A 19,588-nucleotide genomic window follows, 5' to 3' on the forward strand; every position below is an offset into this window, starting at 1 on the left:
CACCGCCATCGGGGGCAAGCCTCCTCGCTACAGGTTTTTTGCAGTATCCGATCCGGAGTGCTTGATGAAACTGCTGGTGGTTGAAGACGAGGCGCTATTGCGCCATCACCTGTTTACTCGCCTGACCGACAGCGGTCACGTGATCGAAGCTGTCGCCAACGCCGAAGAGGCGTTGTATCAGGTCGGCCAGTTCAACCATGACCTGGCCATCATCGACCTGGGCCTGCCGGGGATGGGCGGCCTGGAGCTGATCCGCGAATTGCGCACTCTGGGCAAGAGTTTCCCCATCCTCATCCTCACCGCGCGGGGAAACTGGCAGGACAAGGTCGAAGGCCTGGCTGCCGGTGCCGACGACTACGTGGTCAAGCCGTTCCAGTTCGAAGAACTCGAAGCCCGGCTCAACGCCCTGCTGCGCCGCTCCAGCGGTTTTACCCAGTCGACCATCATCGCCGGGCCCCTGACTCTGGACATCAATCGCAAGCAGGCGCAGCTGGACGAAGAGCCCCTCGCACTGACGGCTTACGAGTACCGCATCCTCGAATACCTCATGCGCCATCACCAGCAGGTGGTGTCCAAGGATCGCCTGATGGAGCAGCTCTACCCGGATGACGACGAGCGTGATCCGAACGTCATCGAGGTGCTGGTCGGGCGCTTGCGGCGCAAGTTGGAGGCAGCCAACGGCTTCAAGCCGATCGACACGGTGCGTGGCCTGGGCTACCTGTTCACCGAGCGCTGCCGATGATTCGATCGTTGCGGGTACGCTTGATTCTGGCGGGCGGGACGTTGTCGCTGTTATTCATGATCGGTTTGTTGCCAGCGTTGCAGAGCGCCTTCAGCCTGGCTCTGCGCGAGGCTATCGAACAGCGCCTGGCCTCGGACGTCACCACGCTGATCTCCGCCGCTCAGGTCGAAGGCAATCAGCTGCGCATGCCCAAGCTGTTGCCCGACGAGGAGTTCAACCTGCCAGACAGCCGCTTGCTCGGCTTTATCTATGACCGCAACAGCAATCTGGTATGGCAGTCACGCGCCACGCACGAGAGCGACATTCATTACACCCCGCGCTATGACGGCCTGGGCACGGTGTTCACCCATATCCATGAAGTCGACGGCGTCGAGTACTTCGTTTATGACGTCGAGGTCAAGCTGCTGGCCGGCAAGGACGCAGCCTACAGTTTCGTCGCGGTGCAGCCGGTCGAGGACTACAAGCGCACCATCCATGGCCTGCGTGAGCGCTTGCTGTTGGGCTTTGGCGCCGCGCTGGTGGTGCTGCTGCTGTTGCTCTGGGGCGGCCTGACCTGGGGCTTTCGTTCGTTGAGGCTATTAAGCGTGGAGTTGAACGAGATCGAATCCGGCGCCCGCGAAAGCCTCAGTGAAGAGCACCCACGGGAACTGCTGCGCCTCACCGGTTCCCTCAACCGGCTGCTCAGCAGCGAGCGCGAGCATCGCCAGCGTTATCGCGACTCCCTGGGCGACCTGGCCCACAGCCTGAAGACGCCGCTTGCGGTTTTGCAGGGCGTCAGTGAAGTGATCGCCCAGCGCCCGCAGGATCTGGAGCAGGCCCGCGTGCTGCAAGCGCAGATCGAGCGCATGAGCCAGCAGATCAGCTATCAACTGCAACGCGCCAGCTTGCGCAAAAGCGGCCTGGTGCGTCATCGCGAGGCGTTATGGCCGGTGGTCGACAGCCTGGCCAGCACGTTGGACAAGGTCTACCGCGACAAACGCGTACGGGTGACCATGGAAATCGCCACCGACGCCTTGGTACCGATGGAGCGCAACGCACTGTTGGAGATGCTCGGCAACCTCATGGAGAACGCCTATCGTCTATGCTTGAGTCAGGTACGAGTCAGTTTGCGCGACAGCAGCCAAGGGCTGGATTTGTGCATCGAAGATGATGGCCCAGGGGTCCCCCCCGACCAGCGTGCGCGGATTCTGCAGCGGGGCGAACGCCTCGATCGGCAGAACCCGGGGCAGGGGATTGGTCTGGCAGTGGTCAAGGACATCATCGAGAGCTACGACGCGCAACTCAAGCTGGAGGACTCCAGTTTGGGAGGGGCGGCGTTCAGGGTGCGTTTCAGACCAGTCTGATTGACAAGGTTGGCGGATTTCCGCCTGCCTGCGCCGTCTCAGGCCATCTGATGGCGGATTCTCGCCAGATTTACAGGTTCATCACGGCTCGTTGCCTATTCGCCAGCCCCGTCACCACGCCTTGTGAAGCAAAACCAAGGATGTGGCACGGGGTTTGCGATGAAGCCAGCAGGACTGCCATCGTGCAGCCGCCTAAAACAAATCCCTCCGCTAACAGGAGGGTTCGTGGTGTTGTGTCGTGAGCGTCCGAGGAAGGATGCCGGACGACGCGCTTGAGGAACCTGCTATGACGACTCGTCAGCCGCTCTACAAATCGCTCTATTTCCAGGTGGTCGTCGCGATCATCATCGGTGTCCTGCTCGGCCATTTCTATCCAGATACTGCCAAGGCCATGAAGCCGCTGGGTGATGGCTTCATCAAACTGATCAAAATGGTCATCGCGCCGATCATTTTCTGCACCGTGGTGAGCGGTATCGCCGGTATGCAGAGCATGAAGTCGGTCGGCAAGACCGGCGGTTACGCGCTGCTGTATTTCGAAGTGGTCTCGACCATCGCGCTGATCTTCGGCTTGATCGTGGTCAACGTGGTGCAGCCGGGTGCCGGCATGCACATCGACCCTGCCACCCTTGATGCCTCCAAGGTCGCGACCTATGTCAGTCAGGGTGCGGACCAGAGCGTCGTCGGCTTTATCCTGAACATTATTCCATCGACCATCTTCAGCGCCTTCGCCACCGGTGATGTGCTGCAGGTGCTGATGTTCTCGATCATCTTCGGTTTCGCCCTGCATCGCCTGGGTGCCTACGGCAAGCCGCTGCTGGACCTGATCGATCGCTTCGCTCATGCGATGTTCAACATCATCAACATGATCATGAAGCTCGCGCCGCTGGGTGCCTTCGGTGCCATGGCGTTCACCATTGGTGCTTATGGCGTCAGCTCGCTGGTGCAGTTGGGTCAGTTGATGATCTGCTTCTACATCACCTGCGTGGCTTTCGTGCTGATCGTGCTGGGCGCCATTGCCCGCGCTCATGGTTTCAGCGTGTTGCGCGTGATCCGCTACATCCGTGAAGAACTGCTGATCGTACTGGGTACCTCGTCCTCCGAGTCGGCGCTGCCGCGCATGCTGCTGAAGATGGAACGCCTGGGTGCGAAGAAGTCGGTCGTTGGCCTGGTCATCCCGACCGGTTACTCGTTCAACCTGGACGGTACCGCGATCTACCTGACCATGGCTGCAGTGTTCATCGCGCAGGCGACTGACACCACTATGGACATCACTCATCAGGTCACCCTGCTGCTGGTGCTGTTGCTGTCGTCCAAAGGCGCTGCCGGCGTGACGGGCAGCGGTTTCATCGTGCTGGCGGCCACCCTGTCGGCTGTGGGTCATCTGCCGGTGGCAGGCCTGGCGCTGATCCTGGGTATCGACCGCTTCATGTCCGAAGCCCGCGCGCTGACCAACCTGGTCGGTAACGCTGTCGCCACCCTGGTTGTTGCCAAGTGGGTTGGCGAGCTGGACGAGAAAGTCATGCACGCAGAGCTGGCCTCGGGCGGTTCGCCGCTGCTCGAAACCCGTGTCGAAGACGACCTGGGTGTGGCTGAAGGTCAACCGGTGATCACTGAACACCGCTAAGCGTTAGCCGCAATAGCAAAAAGCCCATCTTCGGATGGGCTTTTTTCGTTGTGGGGCGGTTTCCCCTTCGCCGCCGAACGAGCACGCTCCACATCGATAGCATCCCCCCTGAGGGAGCAGGCTTTGCCCGGGAAGAGGCGGGCTATTCGACGCGCGTCTCGCCAGTGAACACCAGCATGTTGCGGCAACGTCGGCACAGGTAGCGCCGCCCTTGGCGCACCAGGCCGTGGCGTTGCGCCGAGAATGGGAAATCGCTGTCAACGCAAGGACAGCGATAGATATAACGGGTTACCCGCCGGCGCTTGACCTCATAATTGTGGCAGCGATGGGGCGGCAATTCGTACACGCCGCGCATGATCAGCTGCCACTCTTCGCCATGGGGCTGAATGCTGTCGCCGAAAATCTGATGGGCGACCAGGTGCGCGACTTCGTGGGGGACGGTCTGTTTGAGGAAGTCTTCGGTGTTTTCACTCATCAACTGCGGATTGAAACGCAGCATGTTTTCGTGAAGGTGAGCGACGCCTGCCTTCTGACCGCGCAGCTTGAGGCTGACCACGGGGCGTTTGAATGAGCGCTTGAAGAAGGATTCGGCTTGTTGAAAACAGGATTCGACGCGGGTATCGAGCAGTTCGGACATTCGTGAGGACACTCCAGATGGGGCGATTATGCCCCAAGCCAGAGTCATTGCCGAGCCGCTCGTCGTCCGGTTTTCGATCCTGATGGATGGGGTGCGTGTCCGGCCACGAAGAGGCCGGTCAGATCACTTGGTCACTCAAGGGCATACACCGGCCCCACACCCAGCCCCCAGATGATCACGCTCAGAGCGATGATCGCCACCAGCACGATCAACCCCACCGCCAGCACTGAGCTGGAGAACAGAAACCCCTCGTCCTCGTTCAGCCCCATGAAGGTCGGCAGCCCGACATACAGCAAGTACACGGTGTAGGCCACAGCGGCGAGCCCTGCCAGCATGCCCAGCCATAAATGCGGATAGAACGCCGCCACACCGCCGATGAACAGTGGCGTCGCGGTGTGGGTAGCAAAGGCAACGCTGCGGGCCATGGTAGGCATCTTGTCGTAGGTGCGGGCCATCCAGTGGATGAAAGTACCCATCACCGCGACGCCACCGAGCATCGCCGCGTAGGACATCAACGCCATCCAGGCCGCCGCATGCTGAGTGAGCACGACTGGCGCGCGGTTACCGATTACCCAGCCCACTTGAGTAGTACCGATAAAGGCAGCAACAGCAGGGATGGCCGCCAATAACAACGTGTGAGTGAGGTACAGATGGCGGATCGACTCGTCTTCGCTGCGAATCTGCCGCCATTCCTGGTCGGGGTGGGTGAACAGCCCGACAACGTGGTGCATCATTGCCGATCCTCCGTGTGCGGTCTTGCGACCTGTCCTTGCAGTGTAGATCACTCTTCGCAGGCGCTCACGAACAGACAGGACGCCTGCACCGCGCCCGCATTTATGCGTAAAATAGCCGCCTTTTCGTCATACCTCGCGGATCTGCTAGCGCTATGGGCACCCTTTCGGTCAGTCAGAACAAATTGCAAAAACGTCTTCGCCGGCTGGCCGGTGAGGCCGTCGCCGACTTCAACATGATCGAAGACGGCGACAAGGTCATGGTCTGCCTGTCCGGCGGCAAAGACAGCTACACCATGCTCGACGTGCTCATGCACCTGAAGAAGGTAGCGCCGATCAAGTTCGATATCGTCGCGGTCAACATGGACCAGAAGCAGCCCGGCTTCCCCGAGCACGTGTTGCCGGCCTACCTCAAGGAGCTGGGTGTCGAGTATCACATCGTCGAGAAGGACACCTACTCGGTGGTCAAGGAGTTGATCCCGGAGGGCAAGACCACCTGCTCGCTGTGCTCACGCCTGCGCCGCGGCACGCTGTACACCTTCGCCGACGAGATCGGCGCGACCAAGATGGCCTTGGGGCATCACCGCGACGACATCGTCGAGACGTTCTTCCTCAACATGTTCTTCAACGGCAGCATCAAGGCCATGCCGCCCAAGCTGCGCGCCGACGATGGCCGCAACGTCGTGATCCGTCCGCTGGCCTATTGCATCGAGAAGGACATCCAGGCGTATTCGGACTTCAAGCAATTCCCGATCATCCCCTGCAACCTCTGCGGCTCACAGGAAAACCTGCAGCGTCAGGTGGTCAAGGAGATGCTTCAGGACTGGGAACGCAAGACGCCGGGGCGTGTAGACAGTATTTTTCGCGGCCTGCAGAACGTGGTGCCATCGCAACTGGCGGACCGCAATCTGTTCGACTTCACCAACCTGAAGATTGACGAGACGGCGGCCTCGCGGTTCGTGAACGTGGTGAATTTGTAGGTGATCCTGCGGGCCTCTTCGCGACCCGGCTTTGCGCTCACAGGTGTACGCCCGTGGGCGCAAGGCTTGCTCGCGAAGAGGCCATCAGCTATGCCCAAAAGCCCTATCGCTGCTGCTCGATAAACGCCACCACCCGCTTGCCCAGGGCATCCGCCAGCGGCAAGTCAGGATTGCGGTACGAAGCCACCTGGGCCTTCATGTCCATCGGCACGATGCGCAGCACGTGGTTCATCCCGCCGATCAGCGCCAGTTCGGCCTTGGGCTGGGCGGCGTGCAGTGCTTCGGCATCCTTGACACCCACCTGAATATCGTTGCGTCCCTGCACGATCAGCACCGGCATGCGCAAGGCGGCGTAGGCTTTGGCCGGGTCCTGGCGGAACAGGCTGATCAGGTATGGCTGCACGCTGGGGCGGAACACCACCTGCAGCGGTTTGGGCACATCGGTGTCCAGATGCCCGGCCTTGAGGCTGGCGATGATCTGCTCGCTGCGCGGCAACAAGCTCGGCGCCACGCGCGCCTGCAATTGCTCGCGCAGTACCTGATCCACCGGCCGGCCGCTGCCCGCCACCGAGATCATCGCCTTCGCGCCCGCCTCGGGGGCGGCCAGGCCACCGACCAACGAGCCTTCGCTGTGGCCGAGTATGATCAGCGTGCTGAAGCGCGGATCCTGCTTGAGCTGCTTGCCCCAGGCCACCGCATCGGCCACATAGGACTCGACATTGAGCATGCGTTCATCGGGCGCCAGCGGCAGCCCTGAGGCCACGCCGCGTTTGTCGTAGCGCACGCTGGCGATATTGTTGGCCGCCAGCAACAGCGCCAGTCGGCGCAAGTAATCGTTATGGCCGCCGTCGGGGTTGTTGCCGTCGCGGTCGGTCGGCCCGGAACCTGGAATGATCAGTACCACTGGCACTGGCTGCCTGGATTGCGGGAGCAACAGGCTGCCGTGCAACTGACCGCCTGGGACGTCAAGGTCGATGGGCCGCTGCAAGACAACGGGGCTGGCGGCTTGCGCCAGGGAACTGCAGAACACCACAAGCAGGGCCAGGGCCCGGAACATCGGAAGTCGCCGTAACATCATCAAGCCAGTATCGGTAAAGGTTCCGGTTGGACTCTACCCCGCTCGCAACGTTCGCGTGATGAAACCTCTTGTCACCAAAACCCGTTGTTGCTCGATGCTCACCCTGCGGGGGCGTGCGCCGTCAGGCCAGCCTGCGTATACTGGCACATCGTTTCTCAGGTTGATTCGCGGAGCCTTACGCATGTCCGGCAATACCTTCGGCAAGCTGTTCACTGTCACCACCGCCGGCGAGAGCCATGGCCCGGCCCTGGTCGCCATTGTCGACGGTTGCCCGCCGGGCCTCGAACTGTCGCTGGACGACCTGCAGCGCGACCTCGATCGCCGCAAGCCAGGCACCAGCCGCCACACCACCCAGCGCCAGGAAGCCGACGAAGTCGAAATCCTCTCTGGCGTATTCGAGGGCCGCACCACGGGCACCTCCATCGGCCTGCTGATCCGCAACACCGATCAGAAGTCCAAGGACTACTCGGCCATCAAGGACCTGTTCCGCCCAGCCCACGCCGATTACACCTATCACCACAAGTACGGGGTGCGCGATTACCGTGGCGGCGGCCGCAGCTCGGCGCGCGAGACCGCTATGCGTGTCGCGGCCGGTGCCATCGCGAAAAAATACCTGGCCGGTCTGGGGATTCGGGTGCGCGGCTACATGAGCCAGCTGGGCCCGATCGAAATTCCCTTCAAGACCTGGGATTCGGTCGAGCAGAATGCGTTTTTCTGCCCCGATCCGGACAAGGTCCCGGCGCTGGAGGCCTATATGGACCAACTGCGCCGTGACCAGGATTCCGTGGGTGCGAAGATCACCGTCGTGGCCGACGGCGTGATGCCGGGCCTGGGCGAGCCGATTTTCGATCGTCTGGACGCTGACCTGGCGCACGCGCTGATGAGTATCAACGCGGTCAAAGGGGTAGAGATCGGTGCCGGCTTCGACAGCATCGCCCAGCGTGGCACCGAGCATCGCGACGAGCTGACCCCGCAGGGCTTCCTGAGCAACAATGCCGGCGGCATCCTCGGCGGGATTTCGTCGGGCCAGCCGATCATTGCGCACCTGGCGCTCAAGCCGACCTCGAGCATCACGACCTCGGGGCAGTCGATCGACGTCAATGGCGCCGCCGTGGACATGATCACCAAAGGCCGCCATGACCCGTGCGTCGGCATCCGTGCCACGCCCATTGCCGAGGCCATGATGGCCATCGTGCTGCTCGATCACCTGCTGCGCCACCGCGGCCAGAACGCCGATGTGCGGGTGACCACGCCAGTGCTCGGTCAGTCGTGAGGGCAGCGTGACCGCCCAGGCGCCAATTCCGTACTGGCGCCTGTCGACCTTCTATCTGTTCTACTTCGCTTTGCTTGGCGCCACTGCGCCGTTCCTGGCGCAGTACTTCGATCATCTGGGTTTCAGCAGCGCGCGCATCGGCGAGCTGGTGGCCATCCCCATGCTGACCCGCTGCGTAGCGCCCAACCTGTGGGGCTGGTTGGCAGATCGCACCGGCCGACGCTTGACCATCGTACGCTTTGGCGCCATGTGCGCGCTGCTCAGCTTCAGCCTGATCTTTTTCGACAAGAGTTACGCCGCGCTGGCGCTGGTCATGGCCATGCATGCGTTCTTCTGGCACGCCGTGCTGCCGCAATTCGAAACCATCGTCCTGGCCCATTTGCGCAGCGAGCCACAGCGTTACAGCCAGATCCGCCTGTGGGGCTCGATCGGGTTCATCCTCACGGTTGTGCTGTTCGGACGTCTGTTCGGCTGGTTCGGCCTCGACATTTATCCCTATGCGGTAGTGGTGATCCTTTCAGGCATTCTGCTGGCCAGCTTCTGGATACCCATGGCCCAGCCCATCAGTGCGGGCAAATCGCTGCTGGCTGGCGGCTTTGTCGCGCAATTGCGCCAGCCAGGGGTCATGGCTTTTTACACTTGCGTCGGGCTGATGCAACTGAGCCATGGGCCTTACTACACCTTTCTTACCTTGCACCTGGCTTCGCTCGGCTACAGCAGTGCGCTCATCGGTGTGCTCTGGGCCGTGGGCGTGGTGGCCGAAGTGCTGATGTTCATGCTCATGAGCCGGATATTGGCGCGGTACTCGGTGCGCCGGGTGTTGGCGGTCAGCTTCGCCCTGGCGGCATTGCGCTGGTGCTTGCTGGGCAGTTTTGCAGATCATCTGTGGATATTGCTGATTGCTCAGGTGATGCACGCCGCTACGTTCGGCAGCTTTCATGCAGCGGCCATTCACTTCGTGCAAAGTAGCTTTGCTGCACGACAGCAAGGGCAAGGCCAGGCGCTGTACGCGGCGCTGTCCGGCATCGGCGGTGCGTTGGGCGCGCTGTACGCGGGCTATACCTGGAACAGCCTGGGGCCAGCCGTCACTTTTGCGATTGCCAGCGCGGCGGCGTTGGCGGCTACCCTGTTGATACTGATCACCCTGAAAGAGGAACACGCCTGAACCCCAGGCGTCCAACTTCAGGTTTTTCCATACTGAACAAATTGTGCTGAACGCGCGATCACCCACTGATCGCCGACCCTCAAGGAGTGGCCCGATGAGCAGTTTGACCGTTTACCACGTTGATAGCCCTGATGTCCCCAACAAGGTCCTGACCCACGCCGAGGACATCACCAGCACCCTCAAGGCACATAACGTGCGCTTCGAACGCTGGACGGCCAGCACTTCGATTCGTCCTGGTGCCAGCGAAGAAGATGTCCTCGGTGCCTATCAGCAGCGCATCGACGAGTTGAAGAGCGAAGGCGGCTACATGACGGTCGACGTGATCAGCCTGGACAGCGACCACCCGCGCAAAACAGAGCTGCGGGAAAAGTACCTGCGCGAATACCGGCATGGCGAAGATGAAGTCAGATTTTTCGTTGCGGGGAGGGTGTTGTTCTACCTGCATATCGACGATTACGTGTATGCGGTGCTGTGTGAAAAGGATGACCTGATCGCGATACCGGCGGGTACCCGCCACTGGTTCGATCTGGGCGAGAACCCATATATCGTGGCGATTCGGTTGTACAACAATGCGGGCGATGCGCCGGCCAACTTCACGGGTGATCCGATTGCCGAGCGTTTTCCACGTCTGGAAGACGCCATCTGATCAAGCACTGGAAACAACTGTGGGAGCGGGCTCTGGCCGCGAAGCCTTGGCAAGCTTCGCGGGCAGCGCCCGCTCCCACAATGGTATTACCGTATCGATCAAGCCGAATGATAAGTCGGCAGGGCGAAGCGATTCTGGCTCTGCAGCATGTTGATCGCTGGCAGGTCACTGGCCTCGGCTGCCAGATCGCGGCGGATCGCACTGATCACCCAGGACAGCTGTTCCGGTGTGTTCAGTTGGGCGTAAGAGATCGAACGACGGATCTGTTTGCCGGCCTGATCGCGCAGGGTCAGGAGCACGGCGCCGTCTGGACGCGGTTGTGCAGTGACTTCGTACTCGGAAAACAGCGAAGTGAATTTCTCTTGGATAAAGTTCATGTCAGCTCCTCAGGTCTTGCGTAGGCAGGCTTTGCAAGTAAGGAGTGCAGTGACTGTGCCAGTTTTGGCTAAATAAAAATTCCCTTTAAAATCAATGATTTGAAAATATCAGGATTTTTTTGTTTCGTGCAATTTGCAAGATCGTCGCAGGAGGGGGATGCAAATTGAGCGGGTCGGGGATGAAGCGAGAAGGGAATTTGTACGCACGTACACAATCTATGACCATGATTCGCCGATAAATTCCCTTGCCACCTACCGATAGCCACAGTCTGTTGACCAACGGCGCAATCCTGCACAGACTCGCCCCACTTATTTTTTGACCAGGAGCCGCACCGCATGTCCGACCAACCCCAAGGCCCGCAGATGACCCCCGACGAAGCCGCCGAGTTTGCCGCGCAGGTGTTCGATGTGGCGCGCCAGGGCGATGCCCAGATGCTTGCTCGTCTGTTGGAGAAAGGCCTGCCAGTCAACCTGCGCAACCACAAAGGCGATACCTTGTTGATGCTGGCCAGCTATTACTGCCACGTCGATGCGGTCAAGGTACTGCTCGAGCACGGCGCCGATCCGGAGATCCGTAACGATAATGGTCAAAGCCCGGTGGCTGGCGCAGCGTTCAAGGGCGACCTGGGCGTGGTGCAGGCGCTGATCGAGCATGGCGCCGATATCGAAGGCGCCTCCGCAGATGGCCGTACGGCGCTGATGATGGCAGCCATGTTCAATCGGGTAGAAATCGTCGATTACCTCTTGGGCAAAGGCGCCAACCCCAGCGCCCAGGACGCCAAGGGCGTGACCGCATTGGGCGCCGCACAAGCCATGGGCGCGGCCGAAACCACCGCACAGCTGCAAAAACTCCTGGGCTGAAACTGCTGGAATGTACTCCTTATGGGAGCGGGCTCTGCCCGCGAATTCTGTTAAAAGCTTCGCGGGCAGAGCCCGCTCCCACAAGGTCGGATAGTGTATTCTTCGCGACCCTTTTTCGATCCCCGCGCAGGTCACCGTCATGAAAGCCACTCTCGTTGAACTCATCGGCAAAATCAGCTCGGGGTGCATGACGGCGCTGGACATCGAACGCATCGCCGACGAAGCCGCAGCAGCCTATGCCGATCCGACGGGCTTTCTGGCCGCCAACCCGGACATCAACTACGACGACACCTTTCCCATCCCGCTGGGTGAGTGGATCGTCGTCGGCAGCCTGCCGGACACCGTGCTGTTTCAGGCGGACACCTACGCCGACCTGTTCGCGCAGATCGTCGCCTCGTTCGGCCCGGCAGTGGCCTTCAACCTCAAGGCCAAGCAGTTGGCCAAGACCGAAGCGCTCACCGCTCTCAATCGCATCCAGTTGCAGATGAGCGCCATGGCCAAGGAAGACGGTGGCTACGTGCTGATGAACTTCAGCCAGTTGCTCGACGACGAACTGCAAGTGGTGCTGGTCTACGGCAACGACGTGCCGCGGGTGCTCGAGTTGTGCAGCGCCGCAGGCATTGCCGCTGCGCCGGCCCTGGAAGCGCTGAAGGTAGCGGTCCATCAATAACCCCGCCTTGCCACCGGTGTGTGGCGCAGTACGGAACCTCTGCCCCCCGCCAATGCTCATACCCATAGCTACTCTTCCCTCAAGGAGCATCACATGGGTTCTACCTTCAATGGCTTGATCGGCCTGATCATTCTCGCTCTGGATATCTGGGCGATCCTTAACGTGGTCAAAAGCGGTGCCGAAATCGGTGCCAAGGTGCTGTGGATCCTGTTGATCATTCTGTTGCCGGTTCTCGGCTTGATCATCTGGGCCATTGCCGGGCCGCGTGGCAACGTGCGGGTCTAGCCCGCAGCGGGGGAATTCACCATGGATTCCCTCAGGTTTCATCCGCAACGTTCGACCCTTCCTCTTCCTCCACGTAGAATGCGCGCCGTTACAGGGCGCATTCGTCGTGCTGCTTAATGTGTTGCAGAGTGTAAGCAAGTATTCCGGTGCGTTCGCGTGCCATTCGCGGGCGGAGTCCGCTCCCACAGGGGTTAAGTGCTTCTGTAGGGGCGGGCTCCGCGCGCGAAGCGCTTGATCCTGCCAACGCAATTTTGACAGCCCGTTGCCGACAATCCGCGCCCTACACATCCAATCGAAATCCAAGGGATCATCACACGCTATGGCCAACCCGGACGCCTCCAGCCCACCGCTAGCCAAGCCTCGGCTGCCGCAACCCACCGTCAGGTCACACATCGCCTATATGCTCCTCAGCGGCCTGGCCATCATGGTCATGCTCAGCCTGCTGCGTCTGGCGCTGCTCGCCTACAACCGCGAGATGATTCTCACCACGCCCGCTTCGACCTTCCTCGAAGCTTTTGGCAATGGCGTGCGCTTCGACTTGCGCCTCACCGCTTACATCCTCGTGCCGGTAACGTTGGGCCTGCTGTTCCAACGGCTGATTGCAATGCGATGCATCTGGCGCCTGTGGCTGACGGTCACGTCCAGCATTGCCCTGTTCCTCGGGCTGATGGACATGGACTTCTACCGTGAATTTCACCAACGTCTCAACGGCCTGGTGTTCCAGTACGTCAAGGAAGACCCGAAAACCGTACTGAGCATGATCTGGTACGGCTATCCGGTGGTCCGCTACCTGTTGGCCTGGGCCTTGGTGACCTGGCTGCTGAGCCTGGTGTTCAAGGGTATCGATCGCTTGACCCGGCCACATACCCCACGCGTACCTGCCAAGTGGTTCCTGCGCCTGGGCGTGCTGGTGATCTGCGCGGCCGTGCTGGTGCTGTCCGCCCGCGGCACGCTGCGCCAAGGCCCGCCGCTGCGTTGGGGTGATGCCTACACCACCGATTCGAACTTCGCCAACCAGTTGGGCCTCAACTCCACGTTGAGCCTGATCGAAGCCGCCAAAAGCGAATTCTCCGAGCAGCGCAGCAACATCTGGAAGTCGACCATGCCCCCTGATGTAGCTCGGGACGTAGTGCGCAAGATGCTGCTGACGCCGAACGACACCCTGGTCGAGCCTGATCTGGCACCGGTGCGCCGTGATAACACGCCGCCGGCCGAGAACACCCTGCCAATCAAGAACGTCGTGGTCATCCTCATGGAAAGCTTCGCCGGTCACTCGGTGGGCGCGCTGGGGGCGGATACCAACATCACGCCGAACTTCGACAAGCTGGCGAAAGAGGGCGTGCTGTTCGACCACTTCTTCTCCAACGGCACCCATACCCACCAGGGCATGTTCGCCACCATGGGCTGCTTCCCCAACCTGCCGGGCTTCGAATACCTGATGCAGACGCCAGAGGGGTCGCACAAATTGTCGGGCCTCCCGGCTCAGCTGAGTGCGCGCAAGTACGACGACGTGTATGTCTATAACGGCGATTTCGCCTGGGACAACCAGTCGGGCTTCTTCGGCAACCAGGGCATGACCACCTTCATCGGCCGCAACGACTTCGTCAATCCGGTGTTCTCCGACCCGACCTGGGGCGTGTCCGACCAGGACATGTTCGATCGCGGCAACGAGGAGCTGGCAGCTCGGGGCGACAAGGGGCGGCCGTTCTACGCGCTGCTGCAAAGCCTGTCCAACCACGTGCCGTACGCCTTGCCGAAAAAACTGCCGGTCGAGCCGGTAACCGGCCAGGGCAGCCTCGATTTGCACCTGACCGCCATGCGCTACGCAGACTGGTCACTGGGGCAGTTCTTCGAAAAGGCCCGCAAGTCGCCGTACTTCAACCAGACGCTGTTCGTCATCGTCGGTGACCACGGCTTTGCCAACAACAACCAGGTCACCGAAATGGACCTGGGGCGCTTCAACGTACCGTTGCTGCTGATCGGCCCGGGCATCCAGCAGAAGTTCGGTGCGGTCAACCACACCGTGGGTACTCAGGTCGATATCGTGCCGACCATCATGGGCCGTCTCGGTGGGACCAGCCGCACCCAGTGCTGGGGGCGCGACTTGCTCAACCTGCCGGCGGGCGATCCTGGTTTCGGCATGATCAAGCCTTCGGGTGGTGAGCTGGAAGTGGCCCTGGTCACCGGCAACCGCATCTTCATCGAGCCGGCCGAGAAGGACATGCCGCCCAAGCTGTATCACTATCAGCTGGGCCGTCAGTTCAGCGCCGAGGCGATCCCCGATGGCGACCCTGATGCCGCTGACAAGGCCGACCTGCGCCAGCGCCTGGATGCCTTTATCCAGACCGCCACCCAAGCGCTGATCGATAACCGTGCCGGTGCCGAAAAGGCCGCCAAGGACAACTGATCCAGCGCAACCCCTTGTGGGAGCGGGCGCTGCCCGTGAAGCTTTCAAAGGCTTCGCGGGCCGTGCCCGCTCCCACAGTTGTTTTGCGCATTGCAATCGCGCTGAACGATTGCCAACCCCATCCGGTCTACTGCTCCACAAGCACGTATCACACAGCTTCTTGTGCCATCAGCTGAGGAGATACCAATGAAAGAGTGGGTGATCAACTTCATCGATCAAACCGGCATGCCCACCAGCATTACGGTGAGCAAGGATCAGGAGCCCAGCAGGGAAGATGCTGCGGTGCTGATTCGTGCGCAATTGTTCCCGGTGATCGACAAAGCCAACCTCAACGATTTCGAAGGGCGGGTCGACAAGCCCACCGAACGTTCGCTCGAGGAACATGGCGGGGTGAAGATCATTTCCATCACAGCGGCTGCCTGAAAGACCCACTGGTACACCGTTGCCCTTCGCGTTACTCTGCAACTCAGGCCCTGGCGAATGTCCTGTTCGCTACGGTCTGTCTGTTCGCTACATGCTGTTCCCAGGTGACCGTTTGCGTTGCGCTGTCCAACCCGCTTATCAAGAAGGGAGGTCCTGGAACACTGAAAGTCTATCCATCAATCTGAGGAGGACGATCCATGAGCACAGCCTATCAAGAAGACATCAGCATCTCCGTACTGCGCCGCATGAAGGAAGGCGGCTTCGATTTCGCCCGTATCCATCCCATCGAGTTCTACGCGGTCTTCCCCGACGAAGACCGTGCGCGGGTGGCTGCCGGCAAGTTCCAGGGCGAGTCGCTCAACGCGCAGGTCTGCGAGCGTGACGACGGCGGCTGGGGATTGGAGCTGAGCAAGGTGATGTACGCGACTTATGGTGGGATCGGTGAGTTCGAACAAGAACTCGAAACCTTGATAGAGCCACTGGGGGGCGAGGTGGAAGGCTGGGGAGTCAAGCACGAAATCAAGCGGCAGCACGCTTGACTCAGGCAGGTCCTCGAAAAGGGGCGGGTGGCGACACTCGCCCCTTTTGGCAACACCCGACGCCTTCGGCGTCAAAAAATACAGCGACGCATCTGGCAGTTCTGCTAAGTGCGTTCACCTGCAAGGATTGCCGGTCACACGCAGTAAAACAGTCATCCTTATGCCAATGAATTCTCTGCCGGCTAAGCTGGTCATAATCGATGGGCTGCATCGTGATGAAGCGTTGGCGATTCCATTGGAGCGTTTGCCGCACAGCTTTGGTGCGAGGCATTTGGCGCTTGGCTCCAAAGGGTTGATTTTAAAGCGTTTATGCCGATGGCACGGGCCTTGCGATGGTTCTTGTGTCCGGGTGACAAGGAGTACGGCATGAGCCGCACCAATTATGATGAGATGTACGATGCCGACGGCAATGTCCGCCCGCATTATCGCGAGTTCGCACGCTGGCTTGCCGACACGCCTGACGACCTTCTGGCCCAACGGCGGCGTGAAGCCGACCTGCTGTTCCATCGCGCCGGTATCACCTTCACCCTATACGGGGACGAGCAGGGTACTGAACGGCTGATTCCTTTCGACACCATCCCGCGCAGCATTCCTGCCAGCGAGTGGCGAGTGGTGGAAAAAGGCTGTATTCAGCGGGTCAAGGCGTTGAACATGTTCCTTGCCGACCTGTACCACGATCAGCGCATCATCAAGGCAGGTGTCGTGCCGGCCGAACAGGTACTGGCCAACGAGCAGTACCAATTGGCGATGCAGGGCCTCAACCTGCACCGTGACATTTATTCGCATATCTCCGGGGTCGACCTGGTTCGCGATGGTGACGGCACTTACTACGTGCTGGAAGACAACCTGCGCACGCCGAGCGGCGTCAGCTACATGCTCGAAGACCGTAAGATGATGATGCGCCTGTTCCCCGAGCTGTTCTCCGCGCAGCGCATCGCTCCCATCGATCATTACCCCAACTTGCTGCTCGATACCCTCAAGAGCTCCAGCCAGCTGGATAATCCCAGCGTGGTGGTGATGACCCCTGGGCGCTTCAACAGCGCGTTTTTCGAGCACGCGTTTCTGGCGCGGGAGATGGGTGTCGAGCTGGTAGAGGGTGCGGACCTGTTCGTGCGTGACGATCGGGTATTCATGCGCACGACCTCCGGGCCCAAACCGGTGGACGTCATCTACCGCCGGCTCGACGACGCTTTCCTCGATCCGCTGGCGTTCAATCCGGATTCGGCGCTGGGCGTGCCTGGCCTGCTGTCGGCCTATCGCTCAGGCAACGTGGTGTTGGCCAACGCCATCGGTACCGGGGTAGCGGACGACAAATCCATCTACCCGTATGTCACCGACATGATTCGTTTCTATCTGGACGAAGAAGCCATCCTCAAGAACGTGCCCACCTGGCAGTGCCGCAAGCCCGACGAGCTGTCTCACGTACTGGCCCACTTGCCGGAACTGGTGGTCAAGGAAACTCAAGGATCGGGCGGCTACGGCATGCTCGTGGGCCCGGCGGCCAGTGCTGCCGAGATCGAATCCTTCCGTGCCCGCCTGAAGGCCAAGCCCCACGCCTATATCGCTCAACCGACGTTGTCCCTGTCGACCTGTCCGACCTTTGTCGAGAACGGCATCGCTCCACGTCACATCGATCTTCGCCCGTTCGTGCTGTCCGGTCGTGAAACCCGCGTGGTCCCTGGCGGCCTGACCCGAGTGGCGCTGCGTGAAGGCTCCCTGGTGGTCAATTCCTCCCAGGGCGGCGGAACCAAGGACACCTGGGTGGTTGAAGATTAAGGAAGCCTGCCAATGCTAAGTAGAACCGCCTCGGATTTGTACTGGATGTCGCGTTACCTGGAGCGTGCCGAAAACCTCGCACGCATGCTCGACGTCAGCTATTCGCTGTCGCTGATGCCGCAGGATGGTCGTGAAGGCCTCGACGAGATGGCCATGCCGTTGCTGATTACCGGCACGCTGGATGATTACCTGGAGCGTCACGGCAAGCTGCACGCCGAGCGTCTGTTGTTCTTTTTTGCCCTCGACGCCACCAACCCCGCCAGCATCTACAGCTGCCTGGGCGCGGCACGTGCCAGTGCCCACGCCGTGCGCGGGCGGATCACCGCCGACATGTGGGAGAACATCAACTCCACGTGGCTGGAAATTCGCGGAATCGCCGAGCAAGGCCTGAGCCGCTATGGCATGAGTCGCTTCTGCGAGTGGTTGAAAGAGCGTTCGCACCTGTTTCGCGGTGCCACCTACGGCACCCTGATGCGCAATGATGCCTTCCGCTTCATTCGCTTGGGCACCTTTATCGAACGCGCCGATAACACCTTGCGCCTGCTCGATGCCAGATACGAAATGCTCGGTGATGAAGCCGACGCCGTCAGCGACAGTTCCGCCCGCGGGTACTACCAATGGAGTGCCCTGCTGCGGTCTCTGTCGTCGTTCGAGGCGTACACCGAGATCTACCGCGATGCGCCCTCGGCGCGCAACGTTGCGCAGATGCTGCTGTTGCGTGCCGATGTACCGCGTTCGCTGCGTGCCTGCACTGAAGAGATCGACCAGACCCTGTCGCAACTGCCAGGCACCAATGGTCGGCCGGCTCAGCGCCTGGCTGCAGAGCTCGATGCCCGCCTGCGCTATACCGGGATCAGCGAGATCCTCGAAGAAGGCCTGCATGAGTGGTTGAACGAATCCATCCCGCTGATGGCTCAGCTGGGCAACGAAATTCACAGCTCTTACCTGGAGGCTCTATGAGGCTTTCGATCAGTCACGAAACCGCTTACCACTATGACGACGAAGTGCGTGCCAGCATCCAGTATCTGCGCCTGACGCCCCACGACAGCGATCGCCAGCATGTCCTCAGCTGGGAGTTGGACCTGCCTCGCCAGGTGCGCGCGCAGATCGACCCGTTCGGCAATATCTTCCATGTACTGACCTTGGACGAGCCCCACGAGAGCATCGTCATCAAGGCCCGCGGTCAGGTCGATATCGATGAGAAGAGCGAGTCGGAACATGAAAGCCAGTCTGCGTTTCCGTTCTTGCGAATGACCCGCCTGACGGAGCCGGATGCAGCCTTGCGCGAGTTCGCGGCCCAGCAATGCAATCAACGCCGGGATCGCAATGCGCTGATCGATTTGATGCATGGCCTCAACCAGCACATCGCCTATACCCCTGGGGTGACCAAGGTCGACACCAGCGCCGCCGAGGCCTTCGAGGCCAAAGCCGGCGTCTGTCAGGACCACACCCACACGTTCCTGGCTTGCGCCCGCAGCCTGCACGTGCCCGCGCGCTACGTGTCGGGTTATCTGTTCAGCGAGAACAGCGAGCACCTGGCCAGCCATGCCTGGGCTGAAGCCTGGATCGACGATGCGTGGTACAGCTTCGATGTCACCAATGGGCTCTCCAGGCCCGAGCGCCACCTCAAGCTGGCCGTGGGCCTGGACTACCTGGATGCCTGCCCGGTTCGCGGCATGCGTCGGGGCGGTGGCTTCGAGCAGATGCATGCCAAGGCGGTGTCGATGCCGAGGATTCAGGTGCAGCGCCAGTAGATTGGGGGGCAGATAGCATCGCGGGCAACGGCTGCTCCCACAGGACAGGGTCTAATGTGGGAGCGGGTGTTGCCCGCGACGCTGTTTCAACCAATCAACCTGGTCAGATTGGGAATGATCAGCAGCAAAGTCGTTGCTACCACGATGAGTCCGGCCTGACGAATTTTGGGATGTCTGAACATGGCTCGGTGCCTTTGTTGTTATTGCGATGTGCCGACTGCTTGCCGCGTAGCCCGGGCAACGGCCAGAACTGCGAAATCGATCGTCGACCTCCGGC

General features: G+C 60.7%; 20 protein-coding genes. 16 read left to right on the plus strand and 4 right to left on the minus strand.

Annotated features, from left to right (window positions below):
- Positions 1-64: 64 nt before the first annotated feature.
- The 3 genes from LIX93_RS16865 (at position 65) to LIX93_RS16875 (ending at position 3,709) form a co-directional block, all read left to right on the plus strand.
- Positions 65-742: a response regulator gene (locus LIX93_RS16865; protein ID WP_226505187.1), complete on the plus strand. Its 678-nt coding sequence runs from the start codon at positions 65-67 to the stop codon at positions 740-742.
- Positions 739-2,085 carry an ATP-binding protein gene (locus tag LIX93_RS16870; RefSeq protein WP_226505188.1) on the plus strand — a complete coding sequence of 449 codons (1,347 nt, stop codon included), beginning with the start codon at positions 739-741 and terminating at the stop codon, positions 2,083-2,085. The genes LIX93_RS16865 and LIX93_RS16870 overlap by 4 nt, the downstream gene beginning before the upstream one ends.
- Positions 2,086-2,371: 286 nt before the next feature.
- The gene (locus LIX93_RS16875) at positions 2,372-3,709 is read left to right on the plus strand and encodes a dicarboxylate/amino acid:cation symporter (protein WP_226505189.1); all 1,338 of its coding nucleotides are present in this window, start codon (positions 2,372-2,374) and stop codon (positions 3,707-3,709) included.
- A 142-nt stretch (positions 3,710-3,851) separates the two neighbouring features.
- Here the strand turns inward: LIX93_RS16875 and LIX93_RS16880 are convergent, their stop codons facing one another.
- Together LIX93_RS16880 and LIX93_RS16885 are read right to left on the minus strand one after the other, a co-directional pair.
- A complete protein-coding gene (locus LIX93_RS16880; protein WP_226505190.1) occupies positions 3,852-4,346 on the minus strand; it encodes a SprT family zinc-dependent metalloprotease in 495 nt (164 codons plus the stop codon).
- A 131-nt stretch (positions 4,347-4,477) separates the two neighbouring features.
- Positions 4,478-5,080 carry a Yip1 family protein gene (locus LIX93_RS16885; RefSeq protein WP_226505191.1) on the minus strand — a complete coding sequence of 201 codons (603 nt, stop codon included), beginning with the start codon at positions 5,078-5,080 and terminating at the stop codon, positions 4,478-4,480.
- A gap of 152 nt (positions 5,081-5,232) precedes the next feature.
- Between LIX93_RS16885 and ttcA the strand changes: the two genes are divergently transcribed.
- Positions 5,233-6,057, plus strand: coding sequence for a tRNA 2-thiocytidine(32) synthetase TtcA (gene ttcA / locus LIX93_RS16890; RefSeq protein ID WP_226505192.1), 825 nt, complete (start codon positions 5,233-5,235; stop codon positions 6,055-6,057).
- Positions 6,058-6,160: 103 nt separating this feature from the next.
- Here ttcA and LIX93_RS16895 read toward each other — a convergent pair whose 3' ends face one another.
- On the minus strand, positions 6,161-7,114 hold the full coding sequence (locus LIX93_RS16895) for an alpha/beta fold hydrolase (protein ID WP_226505193.1): 954 nt from the start codon (positions 7,112-7,114) through the stop codon (positions 6,161-6,163).
- Between the two features lie 202 nt (positions 7,115-7,316).
- Between LIX93_RS16895 and aroC the strand changes: the two genes are divergently transcribed.
- From aroC to LIX93_RS16910, 3 genes are all read left to right on the plus strand, one after another.
- Positions 7,317-8,408, plus strand: a complete 1,092-nt coding sequence (gene aroC / locus LIX93_RS16900; protein ID WP_226505194.1) for a chorismate synthase — start codon at positions 7,317-7,319, stop codon at positions 8,406-8,408.
- Between the two features lie 7 nt (positions 8,409-8,415).
- Positions 8,416-9,573 carry an MFS transporter gene (locus tag LIX93_RS16905; RefSeq protein WP_226505195.1) on the plus strand — a complete coding sequence of 386 codons (1,158 nt, stop codon included), beginning with the start codon at positions 8,416-8,418 and terminating at the stop codon, positions 9,571-9,573.
- A gap of 94 nt (positions 9,574-9,667) precedes the next feature.
- Positions 9,668-10,219 carry an acireductone dioxygenase gene (locus LIX93_RS16910; RefSeq protein ID WP_226505196.1) on the plus strand — a complete coding sequence of 184 codons (552 nt, stop codon included), beginning with the start codon at positions 9,668-9,670 and terminating at the stop codon, positions 10,217-10,219.
- A 98-nt stretch (positions 10,220-10,317) separates the two neighbouring features.
- Here LIX93_RS16910 and LIX93_RS16915 read toward each other — a convergent pair whose 3' ends face one another.
- Positions 10,318-10,596: a DUF3509 domain-containing protein gene (locus LIX93_RS16915; protein WP_226505197.1), complete on the minus strand. Its 279-nt coding sequence runs from the start codon at positions 10,594-10,596 to the stop codon at positions 10,318-10,320.
- A 336-nt stretch (positions 10,597-10,932) separates the two neighbouring features.
- On the opposite strand from LIX93_RS16915, the gene LIX93_RS16920 reads away from it, so the two are divergent.
- The 9 genes from LIX93_RS16920 to LIX93_RS16960 all read left to right on the plus strand — a co-directional run bounded on the left by LIX93_RS16920 (position 10,933) and on the right by LIX93_RS16960 (position 19,311).
- Positions 10,933-11,457, plus strand: coding sequence for an ankyrin repeat domain-containing protein (locus LIX93_RS16920; protein ID WP_226505198.1), 525 nt, complete (start codon positions 10,933-10,935; stop codon positions 11,455-11,457).
- A 139-nt stretch (positions 11,458-11,596) separates the two neighbouring features.
- Positions 11,597-12,127, plus strand: a complete 531-nt coding sequence (locus tag LIX93_RS16925; protein WP_226505199.1) for a hypothetical protein — start codon at positions 11,597-11,599, stop codon at positions 12,125-12,127.
- Positions 12,128-12,220: 93 nt separating this feature from the next.
- Entirely contained in the window at positions 12,221-12,412 is a 192-nt protein-coding gene (locus LIX93_RS16930; RefSeq protein ID WP_226505200.1) for a PLDc N-terminal domain-containing protein, read from the plus strand.
- A 319-nt stretch (positions 12,413-12,731) separates the two neighbouring features.
- Entirely contained in the window at positions 12,732-14,819 is a 2,088-nt protein-coding gene (locus LIX93_RS16935) for an LTA synthase family protein (RefSeq protein WP_226505201.1), read from the plus strand.
- A 186-nt stretch (positions 14,820-15,005) separates the two neighbouring features.
- Positions 15,006-15,242, plus strand: coding sequence for a hypothetical protein (locus tag LIX93_RS16940; protein ID WP_226505202.1), 237 nt, complete (start codon positions 15,006-15,008; stop codon positions 15,240-15,242).
- Between the two features lie 197 nt (positions 15,243-15,439).
- Positions 15,440-15,781: a ribonuclease E inhibitor RraB gene (locus LIX93_RS16945; RefSeq protein WP_226505203.1), complete on the plus strand. Its 342-nt coding sequence runs from the start codon at positions 15,440-15,442 to the stop codon at positions 15,779-15,781.
- A 366-nt stretch (positions 15,782-16,147) separates the two neighbouring features.
- A complete protein-coding gene (locus LIX93_RS16950; RefSeq protein ID WP_226505204.1) occupies positions 16,148-17,557 on the plus strand; it encodes a circularly permuted type 2 ATP-grasp protein in 1,410 nt (469 codons plus the stop codon).
- Positions 17,558-17,569: 12 nt separating this feature from the next.
- On the plus strand, positions 17,570-18,517 hold the full coding sequence (locus LIX93_RS16955; protein WP_226505205.1) for an alpha-E domain-containing protein: 948 nt from the start codon (positions 17,570-17,572) through the stop codon (positions 18,515-18,517).
- The gene (locus LIX93_RS16960; protein WP_226505206.1) at positions 18,514-19,311 is read left to right on the plus strand and encodes a transglutaminase family protein; all 798 of its coding nucleotides are present in this window, start codon (positions 18,514-18,516) and stop codon (positions 19,309-19,311) included. The genes LIX93_RS16955 and LIX93_RS16960 overlap by 4 nt, the downstream gene beginning before the upstream one ends.
- The last annotated feature ends 277 nt before the right edge of the window (positions 19,312-19,588 follow it).

Origin of the sequence: Pseudomonas sp. MWU16-30317, assembly GCF_020515695.1 — a bacterium.
In the GTDB taxonomy this organism is placed as follows: Bacteria; Pseudomonadota; Gammaproteobacteria; order Pseudomonadales; family Pseudomonadaceae; genus Aquipseudomonas.